General features: G+C 59.9%; 20 protein-coding genes and 1 pseudogene. 10 read left to right on the top strand and 11 right to left on the bottom strand.

Translation table 11 applies throughout. From position 1 onward, the window contains the following. Entirely contained in the window at nt 1-879 is an 879-nt protein-coding gene (locus A9J21_RS21175) for a DNA adenine methylase (RefSeq protein WP_231906998.1), read from the bottom strand. A 422-nt stretch (nt 880-1301) separates the two neighbouring features. Continuing rightward, complete coding sequence (locus A9J21_RS21170; protein WP_066739121.1) at nt 1302-1604, bottom strand: hypothetical protein; 303 nt, start codon at nt 1602-1604, stop codon at nt 1302-1304. Nucleotides 1605-1980: 376 nt separating this feature from the next. Between A9J21_RS21170 and A9J21_RS21165 the strand changes: the two genes are divergently transcribed. From A9J21_RS21165 to A9J21_RS31680, 3 genes are all read left to right on the top strand, one after another. Further along, a complete protein-coding gene (locus tag A9J21_RS21165) occupies nt 1981-2859 on the top strand; it encodes a hypothetical protein (protein WP_231906997.1) in 879 nt (292 codons plus the stop codon). 353 nt (nt 2860-3212) lie between these two features. Then, nucleotides 3213-3740 (top strand): hypothetical protein, encoded by a 528-nt coding sequence (locus tag A9J21_RS21160; RefSeq protein ID WP_231906996.1) that lies wholly within the window; start codon nt 3213-3215, stop codon nt 3738-3740. Nucleotides 3741-4673: 933 nt separating this feature from the next. After that, the gene (locus A9J21_RS31680; RefSeq protein WP_404851402.1) at nt 4674-5264 is read left to right on the top strand and encodes a DUF6988 family protein; all 591 of its coding nucleotides are present in this window, start codon (nt 4674-4676) and stop codon (nt 5262-5264) included. 43 nt (nt 5265-5307) lie between these two features. On the opposite strand, the gene A9J21_RS21155 is transcribed toward A9J21_RS31680, so the two are convergent. Then, on the bottom strand, nt 5308-5460 hold the full coding sequence (locus tag A9J21_RS21155; protein ID WP_197497543.1) for a hypothetical protein: 153 nt from the start codon (nt 5458-5460) through the stop codon (nt 5308-5310). Nucleotides 5461-5773: 313 nt separating this feature from the next. After that, nucleotides 5774-5989, bottom strand: coding sequence for a hypothetical protein (locus tag A9J21_RS31675; RefSeq protein WP_156546054.1), 216 nt, complete (start codon nt 5987-5989; stop codon nt 5774-5776). Between the two features lie 633 nt (nt 5990-6622). On the opposite strand from A9J21_RS31675, the gene A9J21_RS21150 reads away from it, so the two are divergent. Further along, on the top strand, nt 6623-7192 hold the full coding sequence (locus A9J21_RS21150; RefSeq protein WP_156546052.1) for a hypothetical protein: 570 nt from the start codon (nt 6623-6625) through the stop codon (nt 7190-7192). A gap of 684 nt (nt 7193-7876) precedes the next feature. Here A9J21_RS21150 and A9J21_RS21145 read toward each other — a convergent pair. Beyond that, nucleotides 7877-8248, bottom strand: coding sequence for a hypothetical protein (locus A9J21_RS21145; protein ID WP_231906995.1), 372 nt, complete (start codon nt 8246-8248; stop codon nt 7877-7879). 426 nt (nt 8249-8674) lie between these two features. Further along, a complete protein-coding gene (locus A9J21_RS21140) occupies nt 8675-9760 on the bottom strand; it encodes a PA0069 family radical SAM protein (RefSeq protein ID WP_082926539.1) in 1086 nt (361 codons plus the stop codon). Between the two features lie 192 nt (nt 9761-9952). On the opposite strand from A9J21_RS21140, the pseudogene A9J21_RS21135 reads away from it, so the two are divergent. After that, a pseudogene (locus tag A9J21_RS21135) lies at nt 9953-10822 on the top strand (PA0069 family radical SAM protein); the annotation flags it as partial. Nucleotides 10823-11166: 344 nt separating this feature from the next. Here the strand turns inward: A9J21_RS21135 and A9J21_RS21130 are convergent. From A9J21_RS21130 to A9J21_RS21120, 4 genes are all read right to left on the bottom strand, one after another. After that, entirely contained in the window at nt 11167-11670 is a 504-nt protein-coding gene (locus A9J21_RS21130; protein ID WP_066739117.1) for a TM2 domain-containing protein, read from the bottom strand. A gap of 67 nt (nt 11671-11737) precedes the next feature. Beyond that, nucleotides 11738-11887, bottom strand: a complete 150-nt coding sequence (locus A9J21_RS32035) for a hypothetical protein (RefSeq protein ID WP_197497540.1) — start codon at nt 11885-11887, stop codon at nt 11738-11740. A 233-nt stretch (nt 11888-12120) separates the two neighbouring features. Then, the gene (locus A9J21_RS21125) at nt 12121-12534 is read right to left on the bottom strand and encodes a hypothetical protein (RefSeq protein WP_066739116.1); all 414 of its coding nucleotides are present in this window, start codon (nt 12532-12534) and stop codon (nt 12121-12123) included. 186 nt (nt 12535-12720) lie between these two features. Further along, nucleotides 12721-13869 (bottom strand): sorbosone dehydrogenase family protein, encoded by a 1149-nt coding sequence (locus A9J21_RS21120; protein WP_066739115.1) that lies wholly within the window; start codon nt 13867-13869, stop codon nt 12721-12723. Nucleotides 13870-14043: 174 nt separating this feature from the next. Here A9J21_RS21120 and rpsP point away from each other — a divergent pair, with 174 nt between their 5' ends. From rpsP to A9J21_RS21095, 5 genes are all read left to right on the top strand, one after another. Further along, nucleotides 14044-14301 carry a 30S ribosomal protein S16 gene (rpsP, locus tag A9J21_RS21115; protein WP_066739114.1) on the top strand — a complete coding sequence of 86 codons (258 nt, stop codon included), beginning with the start codon at nt 14044-14046 and terminating at the stop codon, nt 14299-14301. Nucleotides 14302-14359: 58 nt separating this feature from the next. Continuing rightward, nucleotides 14360-15028: a ribosome maturation factor RimM gene (rimM, locus tag A9J21_RS21110; RefSeq protein WP_066739113.1), complete on the top strand. Its 669-nt coding sequence runs from the start codon at nt 14360-14362 to the stop codon at nt 15026-15028. A 31-nt stretch (nt 15029-15059) separates the two neighbouring features. Further along, nucleotides 15060-15842: a tRNA (guanosine(37)-N1)-methyltransferase TrmD gene (trmD, locus tag A9J21_RS21105; protein WP_066739112.1), complete on the top strand. Its 783-nt coding sequence runs from the start codon at nt 15060-15062 to the stop codon at nt 15840-15842. 68 nt (nt 15843-15910) lie between these two features. After that, entirely contained in the window at nt 15911-16306 is a 396-nt protein-coding gene (rplS, locus tag A9J21_RS21100) for a 50S ribosomal protein L19 (protein WP_066739159.1), read from the top strand. A 147-nt stretch (nt 16307-16453) separates the two neighbouring features. After that, nucleotides 16454-17134: a CoA pyrophosphatase gene (locus A9J21_RS21095; RefSeq protein WP_066739111.1), complete on the top strand. Its 681-nt coding sequence runs from the start codon at nt 16454-16456 to the stop codon at nt 17132-17134. Nucleotides 17135-17146: 12 nt separating this feature from the next. On the opposite strand, the gene A9J21_RS21090 is transcribed toward A9J21_RS21095, so the two are convergent. Next, nucleotides 17147-18001, bottom strand: a complete 855-nt coding sequence (locus A9J21_RS21090) for a sulfurtransferase (protein ID WP_066739110.1) — start codon at nt 17999-18001, stop codon at nt 17147-17149. Nucleotides 18002-18016 lie beyond the last annotated feature (15 nt).

The raw sequence follows: 18016 nt of genomic DNA, 5'->3' as shown, positions 1-18016 counted from the left end.
TCACGGCGTAAAGACGAATATGCCTTCGGCAACCGTTCGTCTGCTGTGCGCCAGGGCCGCGACACTTCGTCGCACTTCGACCTCGTGACACTCAGCGCCGCAATACAGTTCACGCGTTTCCGCAGTCAGGTGATTTGAGATGACGACAGGGATGCCTCGTGCCGCCGTCGCGCGAGCCAAATCGGCCAATTCCTGTTGGCGTTCTCGGGGGAAGCCTTCCGAGGTGTACTTCGTAAAGGACGGGGAATCCTCGAGGTCGACATACGGAGGGTCACAGTAGATGACATCGCCAGGCACCGCGAGCTTAAATGCGTCCGTGAAGTCGCCTTGCACAATGACCGCATTGCTTCGCGCCCGCTCGCTGAACGCTCGGATGCTCTCTTCTGGCAGCGCCGGGGCTTGGGCAGCCCGATTCCACGGCACGTTGAAGTTGCCCTTCGCCGAGTACCGCGACAGCCCGTTGAAGCCAAACTTATTCAGGTAGAGGAAGTAGGCGGCGCGGACATCGGGAGGCGTGGCTTGATTGAATGCTTCGCGGATATAGAGGTAGATTTTCTCGTTTGCCGCATACTGCGAAAACAACGGTCGTGCCAGTTCGATGATGCGCTCGGGACGTTGGACCATCTGCTTGTACATCCCGATGAGGTCCACGTGCGCGTCAAGTAGCAGGTAGCTTGGAAAATCGGTGCCCAGGAAGACGCTGGCGCCGCCGAGGAACGGTTCTACGAGACGATTTCCCGCAGGCAACAACTCACGCAGCGTTGGCAGGAGCCGGGTCTTGCCACCTGGCCATTTCAAAATCGGCCCAGCCGAAGCGGGAATATTGAAGAGAGAAGGATTGCCGGCTTGTTCGGCTTGGAGCTGAGGATGTTTTTGCATCCTCAGTATAGGTGTGCCGAGTCTGGATGAATGGGTGCGTAATCAGTGCTCTGGCATCAGGTAGGGCAGCCAGGTAGGCAGCGGCTCGGAATCAGCGAAACACCGACATCCAGTCGTGAGACGCGGACTAACATTGAGATCGGCGCGCTTACTCAGGAGCGTGTCTTTCTTCAATTCCGTAGGTTGAGCAAAGCCCGTCATCGCCATGTGATGGGCTTCTTTTTTGGCAGGGAAAGAGGCGAGCAGCAGACTGACGCTGCTCGCCTATAGAAAACGCTGTAGCGGGGTTCGCCTAGCGTAAGTCCTTACTATCGGCATACCTGGCAGCGGCTTTATCTGCAAGTAGGTGTATGCAAAACTGACTTTGCGTATCGTTGATTGGGGTCAAGTTTCCCGAATACTCGCTTTCGAGTGCGCCAGGCTCAAATCGGATCGTCGCTGCGTATCGGCTCCGCACGGTACACCGCCCAGAAGTAATGTGAGTGCCGATGGTGCTTGACCTGCTTCTTCTCTGCAAAAAAGCGCACTCGTCCATCCGGACCGGCGTCGAGGTCTACCTCCATGCGTGCGTCGGTAGCTGTGGCCGCCGGCGGAAGCAGATTCGTCGCAGCCGCCACGTATTGGCCTTGGATGCGGCCAAGAATGCCATTTGCACCAGCGAGAACTGGTTTGCCAGTGGCTTGCCCGGGTAGTTGGCAGTTCGCTGCCAGGCGGCTGTTTCCCATAGACTCATTCCTTTCCCTGCGCGCGTCGGGTGGCGTGGGCTCCCGAATTTCAAAGGCCGCCAAGTTCGACACGCGTGCCTTGCTAGTTCGTACAGTTGCGGGTCGCGAGCGGCTCACTGACGGATACTGTATATTCATACAGTATAACAAAGCCGGGGCGAAAAAAAGCCCGCAGCCAGAGGCATGCGGGGTTCGGAATGCTTATCGTAGGAAGCCTACGACGGAAACATTGTCTGGCACGGCTGCAGGTGACGTCTGCCCCACTTAAGTAGTGGGGAGGGGGAGAGCGAAGGCACGTGGTAAATTACGCCCGGGTTCCGGCGGCACAAGTGCTCTTGGCGCCATCGCAGCGACTCCCTATTAAAGGCGAACTCCAATGGCGGCGCTCCCCAAGGATCTTCAAAGTCTGCTTGATAGGCCACCTGTCTACCGGCTGCTGAACGTTGCGGATCGCGTCGAAGGTCGTCACCTTAATCACGTATGGAAAGGTTTGGTTGGCACCGGCTATGACGAGCCCGGCCTGCCCGTATTCGTGAAGCTTCTCCCGAGCCAGGCTCAGATTGATATCGAACTGGCTTGCGGGCTCGCATCGCAGGTTCTGAAGTTGCCAGTGCCTATGCCTGGCGTGGTCCTGGCGGACCCGGAGGATTTGCCTGGCTTGCCTCCACGTGACTATGGTTCGGAGGTCGTACTATTCGGTAGCGTCTTTCAGGCTCCCGACCAGTTCCTTGAGCGTCGGAAACGTGAGCTGCAGGCGCACGGAGACGACTACCTTTGGAATCGAGTTTGCAGCAGCGACACAGCTCCGAAGGGCGCTGCCTGGGACGAGCTTGTTGCGAATCCGGACCGACACATCGACAACTTCCTGTTCGATGGAATTAAGTGGTGGCTCTTCGACCATAATCAGGCACTCCAGCCCGTCGCTACGCTATACGCTGAGGTCGTGGGCTCGAATGCTCAGGCACAGGTCGTATCGCATGTGGCACGGGCAAACCAGTTGCTGGAGCAACTGCGCGACAGGCATCTTGAAACTGCTTCGGTCGACATTGAAGCCGAGACCTTTCTCAAGCAAGCGCGCAAGTTGAAGCTGTTGGCAACCGGCATGCGGAGCTGGCGAGTTGAAGGTGACAGAATTTCCCAAATTTTTCAGATGGCGGCTCTTATTGTGGACTTGATCGCGTTACGGCTGGAGCCACTGTCACTGTATATCGCTCAACGGCTTGAGCGTCCGGACGCCGAATCACTATGGTCATGAGTTCTGCTACTACTAGTCTTGCACCGCCTTCGCATACCGCGAGGGCTGCCCCCGTTTTTTGGGAGCCGAACGGTGCACGGTTTGGAGAGCGCCTGGTCGCCATCATTTTGGTTCACTTCGAAAAACCAGAGCTGGTTGCCCCTCTTTCTTACATTGCGTTCAGCGACACCCAGCTTCGAGCGCTTGTAGGGAAGGAGAGGGCCAGGTCGGCGTCGGGCATCCTCGAGCATGCCTCATCGTTCTGTCATCAACAGTTACTGACAGGCGTTCCGCTTACAGAGGTAATTCCGCCGTTCGAAGGGTTCTCTGTGGGAGAGTCGGTCCGCGTTCGGGGGTACTCGACCACGCAAGTCATGGACACGGCGATTCGTACGCTGTCCGCATTTGGGACGCGGAACTACTACGAAGAGGTCGCGGAGCTCGAGGGACGGAACTCGCTCCCGACACGCGCATTTCTCAAATCGCTGCAAAGACAGTTCTCCCAGAGAGACGAGAGCCGCAAGACCAGGTTCAACAAGACCTTTGCATTGGATAGCACTTCCGAGATGACCATTGACTATGCTCATCACCAGCATCTCGTGCAAGTGACCAGTCTTCCGATTTCCGCACACCATTCGGTAACGTTGCAGAAAGAGGCGGAGAGCAAGCTGTTCGAGTTGGACATTGCCGCTGACATCATTCGTCAAGCTAGCGCACGGGCGCGTCCAGCGCTGTTGGTCAATACAGCGCCTCTCAACAGCGACTTGGATGCTGAAGCTCGAGGCTATGCCGAAAGCCTGTTGCAGCGACTTACTCTGATGAGCGAAAAGAAGAATATGGTTATCATGCCGGCGCCGTCGCCCGAGGCTGCGGCGGAGATACTTGAAGGGCTGGCTGCCTAGGGCCGGCTCTCTGGTTCAGGGGCGGTTTCGCCAATCAGTCCCATTGGCTTAGGTTGCGTCTTGCCCCTCTTGGTCAGTCGCTCTGCTGATGTTGATGCGTTTTTCTCGCCTGGCTTAGGTCAACGCCGTCGCGCACTCCGCCTACTGTCGACTGCAAGAAACGCATTGCAAAAATCTCCGTGGTAGGTTGGACTTCGTTGAGTCAATCTGAAAAATGAACGATAGAAACCGAAGCAGCGATGTTGCCCTAGCTTGGCAATCGCTGGTCGCCGAAATGCTCGATTCGAGTACTGTCACGACCTGTGAGTAGGATTATCACTAGTCGTAATACTATCGACATACCCGACACGGCTGGCGTCTACGCGTTTTGGTGGGTAGGCGAAAAAGTCGATTTGATGGCGGCCAATCGACATATCGTGCTTAAAGGACCGGGGCGCAAACCGGTCGATGTGCGGTACCACAATTGGTGGCCGAGCGAGGCTCCGTTCCCTTGCTTGTATGTCGGCAAGGCCACCAATTTGAAGCGTCGATTTGGCCAACATCTTCTGCGAAAAACCGGAGGGCGCGCTCACCAATCGCAACCAGGGAACGCGAAGGCGAAGCCAAAGACTACGTCATGCCAGTTGCGATTTGGCATCGAGCATGTGTTTCCGGCCGAGGCAAATCCGTTAGGTCTGATAGGGCGCGCCGTGGGCTTCTCCTACTATGACGGATTTTCAGAGAACGCGATTGCGGAACGGTTCTATGCTGAGGATAGGCTGGTGGGACACCTCCGGCCATGGTTTAACATCGACTCTGAGCGCTAAGGGCGCTCAGAGTCGCAGTTCGACAGGTAAGTTCTTTAAACGATCGTAGGGATGGGACGGAGGAGATTTGAAATTAGAGGATCTGTTGGAGCGGTCCGTCGAACTACATAGTTGTTTGGCGGACGCTGTGAGCGGCGCCCAAGCCTTCGACTTCCGATGGTCTATTGCACAGCGCGCATGTGCCGTGTCGTGGGACCATGCAACCGGTCTTCGATTGATGCTCGAGCACCAGTTGCTCGTACCGGCGATTGGTTTGCTGCGAACGCAGTATGAAGCGTTCACTCGCGCAGCATGGCTTGGTTACACTGCCTCCGATAGCGAGCTCGCATTGATGTCTGCACCGTTGTCACAGGATTCGGCGGATGCGGCGGCTGGCGTTCCAACGCTTGCTAAGATGATTACCCAACTGGGGAAGACTGACGGAGCTGGTGCCAAATCAGCGCACGAAATGCTTCTCTCGTTCAAAGTGCCAAACTGGGGCGTGCTGAACTCATACGTTCACGCCGGTATCCATCCACTCACCGCAGTGACGGGGGAGTTTCCACCCTCCCTAGCCACTTCCATACTGCGTCTCTCGAATGGCTTGGCGATAGGAAACGGAATGGTAGCAGCGCTTTCCACCGGCGATTCGAAGCGAATTGAGTTGGTGCGATCGTTTCAGCTTCGTTTTCGAGATTGCTGTCCGGATTTATTGACGCGCGAACCCAGCCCACGTTAATAGCGGCGTAGATAAGACCTGGCAAGACACAGTTTGACTAAGCTCACTCCCATTCGTCCGCGGTCACCATCTCGACGAGCACTACACCTTCGTCCTGCATCTCGTACAGCTTCCGGTAGCACCATGGGCACGGCGCCCAGTCGCGCAGGGGCGTACCGCCCAAGTCGTAGGGAATCTCCCGGACTCGTGCTGGCACTCCGCACGCGCACACAACGATTCTGGTGAGTTCCATAAGGTCTCCTTGTCGTTGGGAGATTTCAGCATTGGGTGCAGCGGAATTCCATGGATGAGGAAGGGCAGCCAGGGAGTTGGACTTCATTGCCACGCCAGCCGCGGGTCCGCGCGGGCACACGCCGTTTCCTGGTCAGGCTTCCGAACATCGTAGCGGTCACGGCGGGCTGTAGGTGCAGCAACTGGGAGCGCGACTTTTGTCTTTGCAGAAGCGTATGCGATCGCTCGTGGGGCGACTTGGCCCGTTTGCGTGGAGATGGCCTGAAGAGAGTTCGAATCTATGAGCGCGCCGCGCGAATTGAGGGTGTGGATTGCGCGGGCGTTGCAACGACGCCGCCGCAGTTATCGCAGACCGCAACTAGGATGTTGTTGGCGGAACCCTTCCTGTCGCTGAACTGCAGATCTCGGCGGACGAATGTCGTACTGACCAAGTTGCCGCAACGGGAGCAGATGGCCCGGCTCTTGTCGCCTTCGTGGAAGGTTGTAATGCTCATGGTTGTCTGCGGGCTCCCTCGAGGAATCATCGCTCGAGTGTAGCGCCATGTCGTCTACGGCTGCAGGGCTTCATGTCGGAGCTCGCTGCTGTAAGCGGCAGGAATTTGCCGCATATCGCCAGGAGTCAGCGCAAGGGGAAGAATGATGCCGCTTGCTCGGTGAAGCCGTCATGCATGCCTCGCACAAAGCAGCTCTCAGCGACCTGCCTTGGAGCGTGATTGGAAGCTGCGGTCGCCAAGCATCAACGCTCAGGCACGGCAGATTCGCCTCTGTTACAAAATAGTTTTTTGCCTCGAAAATTCCGCGATATGCGGGCTGATTTCCACATTCACGCTGATGAGCGCCCCGCAAATCGCGCGACGCCGCTCCGTCATCAACGCTCCGTAGAGATATACCTCACCGCATGTCACTTCGCGTGGCGTGCGAGAGCCGAGGCTACAGTCGCTGCGCTACGCGCGCATGGGTTCGTCTGCGTGACACCCAAGGGCTGAGTTCGGCATTGCCAATATTTGATGGAGTGAGAAAGAACGATGCCTACCCAGCACTACATGCTTGTATGCGAAGGCCTAAAGAACCTGGGGCAGCCGCAGAATCGGCTGCGGTGGGATGAGGACCCAGTGACAGGTAAGTCGATGGAGAACGTTGTACTTGCTGTGGCGCCGCCCGACTATCCGCAGTTGACGGAGGGTCTGGAAATTGGAGCCATCTATCAGTACGAGTGGAACAACTTGAGCCACTACTGTCTGTTCGATTACTCGTCCGACGACTACTTCTTCGACTGGTGCGCGAAGCTCGTTGAGTTGACCGCGGAAGTAAAGCTGGGAGGTGGACCTCGGCGCGTCATCGAATTTTGCAACGACGTTTCCGACTTGGTGATGGACAAGGACAAGTATCCGGAAACCGATGGACGAGGGCCGTTCTGGGAGCTGCTGCGGTACGGTGTCAGAGGGATGTGCTTCGGCCCGGCTGCTTGCGCGAAGCTGAGCGCGGACTTTGACGAGTGGGATGCAGAGCTATGGTTTGCGGGAGACAACGAGTTCTACGAGTATTTCTGTAAGCTCCGGGAGTGCTTCAGCTTGGTCAAAGAGGACGGGCTAGTCTACTTTCCGCCTCCCTGGATGACTGAAGACGAGAAAACTGGCATGGGTGTATTCATCATTGAGCCAATGCTGGGCGCGCATCCCGACCGCGTGCATCCGTAAGGGACGAGCCAATTTGAAAGAGCGCCCTCGGGTCGCTCTTTGCCCTTTTGTCGTTGGACCGCAGTATTTGCTCGCTGGTGAGCTGCCGCGTGGAAGGCCGCCCAGACTGAGGTCTGCGTGCACAGGGACGTGCCCCCAGAAGTGAGGGTTCAGAACTCACGTATTGGTCCGATACAACGTCGGTTGGTGTCACTCAATCAAATCTAGGGGAAACGTCATGGCCGAGAAATGTCCGAAGTGTGGAGGCAATACTATTAAGAAGAACCTGGGACAGAAGACTGGCGGCGCGCTTGGATTCGCTGCGGGCGCAGCTGGGGTTGGGGCAGGCGCTGCCGGCGGGGCCGAAGTTGGTGCCGCGGTTGGATTCTTGGGTGGGCCAGTTGGCGCAGCTGTTGGCGCTGCCGCAGGTGGAATCCTCGGAGCGCTCGCGGCGGGTGCGGCCGGCGCACTAGCTGGAGCGACAGCGGGAAAAGCCATCGACGACCACGTACTCGACAACTTGCAGTGTGTCGAGTGTCAATTTACCTTCAGCGCGTCAGAGTAAGCCGCGTGCGATGGTTGAGTCACGCGCCTTAGTGGAGCTGAGGCCAGCGCGCGCCAAGGCGATAGCATTGCAGCTACCAGCATTGAGGTTCGGCAGCTCTTAATGGCGGAGCCGGCGATGCCGGCCCCGCCATTCGACCTTTAGTCTTCAACGCCCTCAGAATCATCATCCATCGGATGAAGCTCATCGTAGGCGGTTTCGATCTCGCCGTCGGTCATAGCTAGATGGTCAGTAAGGCGCTTTGAGCCTAGCTTGACCCAAGACTCCGATTTGTCCAGCGCAATGACTGCGAATTCTCCCGCGAGCCGAAAAAACAGCCAATCCAACTCCTCCAGTTCTGCTCCGAGTTCTTCGAGGAAGCTTCCTCGCAATGCCTTGCGACCCGACAGTCTCCTCAGGGTGGCGTGGGAGAACCGATATCGAGTCACTTGACGGCCACGCTCAGCTTCATAGAGCTTTGCGTTGATGGCGATTAAAAGTGCGGTTTGACTCGCACTGCGACGATTCGTCATGATAGATCCTTGCGATGGGTATCGTGAGCGCACTATGTGGGTGCGGAACGAAGAGGTTTTTGCTGCGAAAGGGCCCGTTGACGGGCAGGTGGCATTATGCTGTGCCTAGAATTCGGTGTCAATGCCTGAAATTAAGTGTCCAGTTCAATGAAATTGGTGGAGGTGTGGGGCGGAATTCGATTGGGAAGCGGCCGCACTGCAGCCCGATGACTATGACTGGAGTGTGGCCGTCAAGGAAGGTGCGACTATTGCTGCGGTACGCAGCGAGATTAATCTTCCCTATTCACAGGGTATCAACAGGTTGTGCACAGGTTATCCACAGGTTATCGCGTGCTGACATTTCGATTGCGAGTTGCATGTCCAAGCGAGTGGATGCCTCAGAATGAGGCGCAGGGGAGCAGATAGAAAGTCCCTAGGCAGATCCCTCTAAAACAAACTTCTTTGTGGAGAGGGTTTTACCGGTACACGGAACAGGTCAGTGCGCAGTTTTCTGCGTTCTTGGTTTAGGCCAAGCCTCTTGCACGCCAGCTCAAACCGCTTTGTCATCAGTTCTGAAAATATCCCGGTGCCGCGCATCCTTCGCCCGAACTCTGCATCGTAATGTTTGCCATCCCTCATGCTCTCAATAATACTGAGGACATGGTTTTTGCGCCCTGGATAATGCTGCTCCAGCCATTCGATAAAGATGTCGTGGACTTCGAGCGGAAGCCTAAGTAATACGTAGGCGGCCGCTGTCGCGCCAGCATTTGCCGATGCCGTTAGGATATTCTCCATCTCATAATCGTTTAGCGCAGGAATCATAGGGGCTGCCAATACCCCGGTGGGTATCCCGGCTGCAGCCAGCATCCGAATAGCTTCCACTCGCTTCGGTGGGGTGCTCGCACGGGGCTCCATCTTTCGCGCAAGCTCCGCGTCCAGCGTGGTGATGGATAGGTAGACGCGGGCCAAGCCCTTCTCAGCCATGCGGGACAGTATGTCGATGTCCCGTGTCACGAGATGCGACTTGGTTGTGATTGCGACAGGGTGGTGGAACGCCTCCAAGACCTCAAGGATTTTGCGCGTGAGTTGATGCTCACGCTCAATGGGCTGATATGGGTCGGTGTTGGTCCCGAGGGCAATTACGCTGGGTGAGTATTTCGGTTTGCTAAGTTCTTTTTCGAGTAACTCGGCCGCATTTGGCTTGGCGATGAGTTTGGTTTCAAAATCGAGGCCAGGGGACAGGCCTAAATACGCATGCGTGGGGCGGGCAAAACAATATGAGCAACCGTGTTCACATCCACGATATGCATTAATCGATTGGTCAAATGGGACGTCAGGGGACTGGTTGCGCGAAATTATTGATTTTGCGTCTTCAAGCGCTACAGTTGTTTTGGGCCCGGGGCGTTCCCCCTCGAGCTCCAAAATGGCTGCAAGGGCCTCGTCGTCTGGCAATCTACCCCAATCATCGAACCTAGATTCCACGTTTGTCAGTGCACCTCGGCCCTTGCGGAGCCCTGGGCGAAGTGACGTCATGAGCGCCTCTGCTAGTTGCAATTTACTGTATATATATACAGTATTGAGCGGTAGATAACAACCTTCGGTTTGCTGAACACGCGCACAGACGAGACGAGGTGCCCGGAAAGGTCAAAAGCTCCGAAACCGCCCGGAACCCAGTGTTGGCACAGGAGCTTTCGAGGTGAACAAAGAGCTTGACGTATAAGCCGTGGCTGTATCTATTGCTTCGCCCGCCCCACGCACGCGTATCTGGATCTGTCGCCGGGGCTGGATTTCGAGACAAAGCTGTACGCCAAGGCCAATGCCGCGGAACGTCTGCGCGATGAGTTGTCCCGGCCCTCGTATCGCTGCGAGACGATTGCGCTGGGCGTGAATACCGATGCCTACCAGCCCATCGAGCGCGAGCAGCGCATCACGCGCGGGGTCCTGGAAGTGTTGCACGACACCGGTCATCCGGTGGCGCTGATCACCAAGTCGTCGTTGATCGAACGCGACATTGACCTGCTGGCACCGATGGCGGCGCAGCGGCTGGCGGTGGCAGCCGTGACCATTACCACGCTCGATACCGACCTGGCGCGCACGCTGGAGCCCCGGGCGGCCACGCCATCGCGCCGGCTGCGCACGATCCGGGAGCTGACCGATGCCGGAATTCCTGTAGGCGTGAGTGTGGCGCCGGTGATTCCGTTCATCACCGAGCCCGATCTGGAGAAAATTCTGGAAGCCGCGCATGAGGCGGGGGCGGTCTACGCAAACTACATTGTGTTGCGCTTGCCGTGGGAAGTGCGCCCGCTGTTCCAGGAATGGCTGCAGGCGCATTTTCCCGACCGTGCCGAGCGGGTCATGAATCGCGTGCGCGAAATGCGCGGCGGCAAGGACTACGACGCCGATTTCGCATCGCGCATGCGCGGCACGGGAATCTGGGCCGATCTGATCCGCCAGCGGTTCTACAAGGCCGCAGATCGTCTCGGGTTTCGCTATAACCGCTTTGAACTCGATACGTCGCGGTTCCGTCCACCACCCAGGCCGACACGCTCGATGCGGCCGCGCGGTGGCGAGGACAAGCAGGGTTCGCTCTTCTGAGTCTCCTTGCGGGCCGTGGCGGGTGAATCGAGACTATCGTCGATCATGCGGCAGGCGAGTTCCAGTGCCGCCCTGGCACTGGCTGGCGGCAGGCCTGATGACATGGCCAGCCGCACGGCAATCGCTGCCAGGCGTCCTTCCTCATAGCTGGGATGTTCCATCTGCGTCTCCTTTGCAGCCCTGCGCGTAGTGCAGCGCCGCCTGTGATCCGGACTTAAGCAGTATGGTCGTTTTACGAATTGGAGGAAGGCTTATTGCGACTGGACTTGCGACCGGTCAATGCCGTGCGCATGCGGTACCTGGTGCCCGCCCTTGTGCATTGCCTGGGGACTGCCGGACAGGGGCTATTCCTGCGACAGCGCCTTGGCGGCTTCCACCTGCGATTCGAAGAACGTCTGGAAACTGATCGCCAGTCCGGCCATCAGCAGGCCCGTACCGATCATCAACGAGAAGATGACGAGAATGACCACGGGCCAGCCCGAGCGCGTGGGCGTGCCGTAGGTGTTGTAGCGGGCATCCCACTTGTCGTCGGGCCGCAGGCCGAACACGATGGCGGTCAGGAACGCGCTGATGACCGATACGCCACCCGCGACTGCGAAGACCCAGTTCAGGGCGGGGCTGCCCGCACCCACGATCAGCGATGCCACGCCGATCGCTCCGGCCGCCGTGGCAAGCAGATGGACCCAGCCGAACACGTCACGCAGGCCCTTCAGGTAAAAACGATGTGCGCCAAGGCTGCCCAGCAGGAAGGCCAGCGCGACGGTGATCAATTTGGATTTTCCGCCACGTGTCTTGGGCGGGCTGGCGGGGTCACGGGCAACGGCGGGGGCTTGGCTGGCGGCAGGCATCGTAGGCGAGGCTAGGCGAACGGAAAATCCCTTCGATGCCGGCGGCATCGGCGCCCATTGTATAGCGTCAGGATGGCCAGATCGATGCCAGCACACCGGCGGCCATCTCGGAGATATGCGTTTCGCTGTACAACACCACCGTCAGCATCAGCATGAACAGCAGCGATAACGACAACTGGCCCGCGTGTCGGGCCAGGTCGTGAAGAAGGGGAGACATGATGAACCTCGACAGATCGTTCTTGTGGAGGCCGCGCCCAGCCCCGGGGACCCGGCCAGTGGGTGCCGGGCAGAGGCAGGTCAGTTTGATTGCCGTCTGCGCAACAACGGCACGCTGGACGGTCCCGGATAGCGCCGGGCGGCAGCCTGTGCGGCGTTTTCTGGCGCGCACTCAAGACTGACCATGCAAAAAGGCCGGAAGTTCCGGCCTTTGTGGGGGGCGGGACAAGTGCGTCAGCGTCCGCCGTCGCGGCCGCGCGCCTGCCAGCCGGGGCCGACATTGGCGGGGCGCATCTCGGTGCCGCGCATCGATCCGTCGCCGCCATTGTTGCGGTCGGCGCCGCCGGGCTGGCGCGCTCCGCGCTCTTCGTTCTGGCCGCCAGGGCCGGGTGGCCGGCCGCTCAGCCGGTCGTCGTTTCGGGCGCGCTGTTCCATGCGATCGATCTGGGCCTGTACGTGGTCGCGATTCTCCGAGCGTACTGCAGCCATGTCCCAGCCGGGGCCTACACGGCCCATGCGTACGGGATGCTCGGCGAAGGCGCGCTGCCAGAAGGCAACTTGTGCGTGGCTGGTGGCAATTGAGCCAACCAGGCCGATGACGGCCACGGTACCAGCCACCAGATGGCGCAGGTGGGGGCGGGTAAGCATGTGCAATCCCAAAGTCCTGTAGCAGGTGATGAGTCAGGCGTTGGGTTCATGGTACTTAGGGAGGCTGTGATGGCCTATGCGAAACCCGTTACCGGTGTAACGGATTGTTTCGTCATTTTTGCCACCTTTGGCGCGTCCGTCGGAATGCCGCCTGGCATGGGGCCTGGCGGCAATCCGAGGCCCGTTTCAGGGGGCGTAGCGGATGCGATAGATGGCGTCGGCCATGTCGTCGCTGACCAACAATGAGCCGTCGGGTGCGACCTGGACGTCCACCGGCCGCCCCCACGGGCTGCCGTTGCGCAGCCAGCCTTCGGCGAATACTTCCTGGCGCACGATACGGCCATTATCGTCTACTACCACCCGCACGATGCGATAGCCGCTGCGTTCCGACCGGTTCCAGCTGCCGTGTTCGGCAATGAAGATATTGTTCTGGCGGTATTCGGCCGGAAACTGGTTGCCCGTATAAAACCGCATGCCCAGCGCAGCCACGTGCGCGCCCAGTTTTGCCACTGGCGCCGTGAATGCCGAGCAAGGGCGTTGCTTGCCGAACTCGGGGTCGGCAATGTCCCCGGCGTGGCAGAAGGGGAATCCAAAATGCTGGCCGGGCTGCGTCAGGCGGTTCAGTTCGTCATCAGGCTGGTCATCGCCGAGCCAGTCGCGGCCGTTGTCCGTGAACCAGAGTTCGTGTGTGGCCGGATGCCAGGCGAATCCAACCGTATTGCGCACGCCCTTCGCTACCACCTGCAGGTCCGAGCCGTCGGGCTTCATCTTCATGATGTTGGCGTAGCGGTTCTCGTCGCGTGCGCAGACGTTGCAGGGCGCGCCGACGGGTACGTAGAGGTAGCCGTCAGGCCCGAATGCGATGAACTTCCAGCCGTGATGCGTTTCGGTGGGGAAGGTGTCGTTCACGGTCACGGCCCTGGGCAGGGCGTCGGTCGACGACTGGAGCCGGGCCTCGATATCGTCAAGCCGAACAATGCGCGATGTGGACGACACATAAAGCGAGCCGTCACGGAATGCCACGCCTACCGGCATGGTCAGCCCCGTAGCCACCACCCGGGGTTTCGGGTTGGCTCCCAGCGGCCGCGCCAGCGCGTACACTTTGCCCTCGCCTCGGGATCCCACGTAGAGCGTGCCCTGCGGCGACAACGTCATGCCGCGCGCGCCAGGCACGTTGTCGGTCAGGACTTCGATGCGGAAGCCCGGCGGCAGCCTGATGCGATCGACCGGCGGTGCGGCCGCGGCGTGCTGGTTCCAGGCCATGATGCCCAGGGCGATAGCGGCAACAGCGCGGGCTGTCGCCATCAGGTCGAAGAAGTGTCGATTCGGACGCATGGCAACCCTCCGGTTCGCGGTTTTCGCCACGATGCTATGCCGCTAGTGTTGCGTCAACAGCGCTTCATGCGGCCCGCATCGTGCTGGAAAGCCCTAAGTGTTTGTTTGGACTCGGGAAGTGGGCTATACTCTTGCGTTTCGTGTTCGCACACCCCGTTTTTTCGAGGACTTAACATGGTCGTAATCCGTCTGGCTCGCGGCGGCAGCAAGAAGCGCCCGTTCTTCAATATCGTTGCTACCGATTCGCGCAACCGTCGCGATGGCCGTTTCATCGAGCGCGTTGGTTTCTACAACCCGCTGGCTTCCGACAAGGAAGAAGGCCTGCGCGTTGCGCAAGACCGTCTGGCCTACTGGCAAGGCGTTGGCGCCCAACTGTCGCCGACCGTTGCCCGTCTGGTCAAGGAAGCCGCCGCCAAGGTTGCTGCTGCCTGATAGTCATGCAGGCGCGCCTTCACCGGTGCGCACTGATGCGCAACGACGCTCCGTCAACGTGACTGGCAACACCACCGGCCGCAAGCCGCTGAATCTGTCGACTGCCGCCACCCAGGGTGGTGCCGCTGGCCGGGAGGCAAAGCTGCCCGCCGCGCTGCTGTTCACGGACAGCCTGCCCGACGATCTCGTCGAGGTTGGCTATGTGGGCGCCGCATACGGCATCCGCGGCTGGATCAAGGTCGAGCCGCATGCGGACGACGCCTCCGCATTGCTTCATGCCCGCCGTTGGTGGCTGCTGCGTGCGCCGGCTGCCGGCGTGGTAGCGGCGCCGGCACAGGCGACGGAAGCTGTCAGCATCAAGATTTCCCAGTCGCGGGAACATAGCGGTACCGTGGTGGCGCAAGCTGCCGGCGTTTCGGATCGCAATGTGGCGGAAATGCTCAAGGGCCGCCGCGTCTGGATCCGGCGTGCGGATTTCCCCGCGCCGGAAGAAGGTGAGTTCTACTGGGTGGACCTGATTGGTTGTGCCGTGGTCAACGAGCAGGGCGAAACGCTCGGCGAGGTGACCGGCCTGATCGACAATGGCGCCCACCAGATCCTTCAGGTGGCATACCAGCTGCCGGACGGCAAGGCCGCAGAGCGGCTGATCCCGTTTGTCGACGCATTCCTGCGTACGGTCGATACCTCGGCCCGGCGCATCGTGGTCGACTGGGGGCTGGACTACTGAAGTTCCTGAATTGCCGTCAAGGGAGACGCGGATGCAGTTCGATGTAATCTCGCTGTTTCCCGAGATGTTTCGCGCGCTGACCGACTGGGGCATTACCAGCCGGGCGGCGAAGCAGCAGCGTTATGCGCTGCGCACCTGGAATCCCCGCGACTTCACGGTCGACAATTACCGGACGATCGACGATCGCCCTTACGGTGGTGGTCCTGGCATGGTGATGCTGGGCAAGCCGCTGGAAGATGCGATCGATGCCGCCAGCGCGGCGCAGTCGGACGCCGGCGTCGAGCGACCGCATGTCGTGCTGATGTCGCCGCAAGGCGCGACGCTGAGCCATGCCAAGGTCATGGAGCTGGCGCAGCGCCCGGGACTGGTGCTGCTTTGCGGACGGTACGAGGCGATCGATCAGCGTTTGATCGACCGTCGCGTGGACGAGGAAATCAGCCTCGGCGATTTCGTGCTGTCGGGTGGCGAACTGCCCGCGATGGCACTGATCGACGCCGTGGTGCGGCATCTGCCCGGCGTGCTGGGCGATGCGCAGTCGGCGGTACAGGACAGCTTCGTCAACGGCCTGCTCGACTGTCCGCACTACACGCGGCCGGAAGAATATGAAGGCGTGCGGGTGCCCGATGTGTTGCTCGGGGGCCATCATGCCGAGATTGAAAAATGGCGGCGCCAGCAGGCGCTTGCCAATACCGCGCGCAAGCGTCCCGATCTGATCGTGGCGGCGCGCAAGCAAGGGTTGTTGTCCAAGGCCGACGAGAAGTACCTGTCGACCCTGGCAGCGAAAGCAGGGCAGGAGTTCGCTCCCGCCAAGTGAAACCCCATCCTCTGCCGGGGCCCCGAATGTGGGTATATAACGCCGGTACGATGGTTAAGGAGAAAACGATGAACCTCATCGAGCAAATCGAGAAGGAAGAGATCGCGCGTCTGACCGCGAACAAGACCATCCCCGCATTCGCACCTGGCGACACCGTGATCGTCAACGTGAACGTGGTGGAAGGTAACCGCAAGCGCGTGCAGGCTTACGAAGGCGTGGTGATCGCCAAGCGTAACCGTGGTCTGAACAGCTCCTTCATCGTGCGCAAGATCTCGTCGGGTGAAGGCGTGGAACGTACGTTCCAGCTGTACTCGCCGCTGATCGCCGGCATCGAAGTGAAGCGTCGCGGTGACGTCCGTCGCGCGAAGCTGTACTACCTGCGCGAGCGTTCGGGCAAGTCGGCACGTATCAAGGAAAAGCTGGTGACGAAGGCCAAGGTTGCCGCCGTCGCTGCAGCAGAATAAGCTTTTCTGCGCCAGGCACCGGGTAACCGGTGCCAAGCCGGCATTGCGAAGGACACCCTCGGGTGTCCTTTTTGCATTTCTGGCGCCGTGGTTGTCCATTTATGTTGCAATGCAACATTCCGACGTTCTGTCATACTTGACGGCGTTATGCGCCCCAAATTCGATCCCGAGGCGCTGCCGGTCGTGGAGACCGACAGCCGCCGCGCGCCGCTCAGTGCGCCGCGCATGCAACCCGATTTCATCCGGCACCGACTGCTCTCGCCCCCGGCATGGGAGCCCGAGCTGACTGACGAGTCGCGCGTCTACGACCGCACACGCGGGCTGCGGCAGGCGTCGGTACTGGTGCCGCTGGTCGAGCACACCGACGGCCTGACCGTGCTGTTGACCCAGCGCAATGCAAACCTGACCGCTCACGCCGGCCAGATCAGCTTTCCGGGCGGTAGCCAGGAAACCTTTGATGCCGACCGGATTGCCACGGCACTGCGCGAGACCGAGGAGGAAATCGGCCTCAAGCGTGACTTCATCGAGGTATTGGGATCGCTGCCGGACTACATCACCGGCACCGGGTTCCATGTGAGCCCGGTGGTGGGATTGATCCATTCCGGCTTTACGCTGCAGCCCGATGCGGGCGAGGTGGCCGAAATCTTCGAGGTGCCGCTGGCGTTCCTGATGGACCCCTCGCGGCACGAGCGCCGCGTACTGCACTGGGAAGGCGGCGAGCGGCAGTTCTATTCGATGCCGTATCCGCGCGAGGGCGGCGGCCATCGTTTCATCTGGGGCGCGACGGCAGGGATGCTACGCAACCTCTACCATCTGCTGGCCGCCTGAGCGGCCGGACGATCAGGCTGCGGCCGCTGCGGCCGTGGCCGTGTCCGCGCAATGCGGGCAGCTCTGGCCCACCACGTATTTCGGGTGCTGCTGCTCCTCGGGCGTCACCACCGCGCGGCAGGCAAAGCACTGCACCGGGCCGGCGGGCTCCAGGTTCGGGTTCAGCGCGGTCCGGTAGTCGAACACGAAGCAGTCGCCGTGGTAGTGGCTGCCGCCAACCTCCTCGAAATACTTGAGGATGCCGCCTTCGAGCTGGTACACGCGCTCGACGCCCACTTCCTGCATGTGAATCGCCGCCTTTTCGCAACGGATGCCGCCGGTGCAGAACGACACCACGGTCTTGCCTTCGAGCGCCGCCTTGTTTTCGGCCACGGCCGGGGGAAATTCGCTGAATTTCGTGATGTTGTACTCGACCGCGTCGTCAAAGGTGCCAACCGCCACTTCGAAATCGTTGCGGGTATCGAGCATTACCACCGGACGGCCTTCGTCATCATGGCCCTGGTCAAGCCAGCGCTTGAGATCCACCGGGCGCACCGACGGCGCGCGGCCCGATTCCGGGCGGATCAGCGGCATCTTCATGGTGATGATTTCCTTCTTGGCGCGCACCAGCATGCGCTTGAAGGGCTGATTGTCCGACTGGCTTTCCTTGGGGGCGATATCGGCAAACCGGGCATCGGCGTGCAGCCAGGTCATGAAACTGTCGATCTGCTCGCGCGTGCCGGCCAGGAACATGTTGATGCCTTCCGGCGCCAGCAGGATCGTACCCTTCAGGTCAGCGGCCTCGCAGCGCTCGCGCATGGCGGGGCGCAGGGTCTCGATATCGTCGAGCGTGACGAACTTGTAAGCCGAAATGTTGACGATCTGCATGGAATGATGCCGCCG

Origin of the sequence: Cupriavidus sp. D384 (genome assembly GCF_001652915.1) — a bacterium.
GTDB lineage: Bacteria > Pseudomonadota > Gammaproteobacteria > Burkholderiales > Burkholderiaceae > Cupriavidus.
Note: the sequence above shows the minus strand (reverse complement) of the source record. Positions and strands in the feature narration are given on the sequence as shown.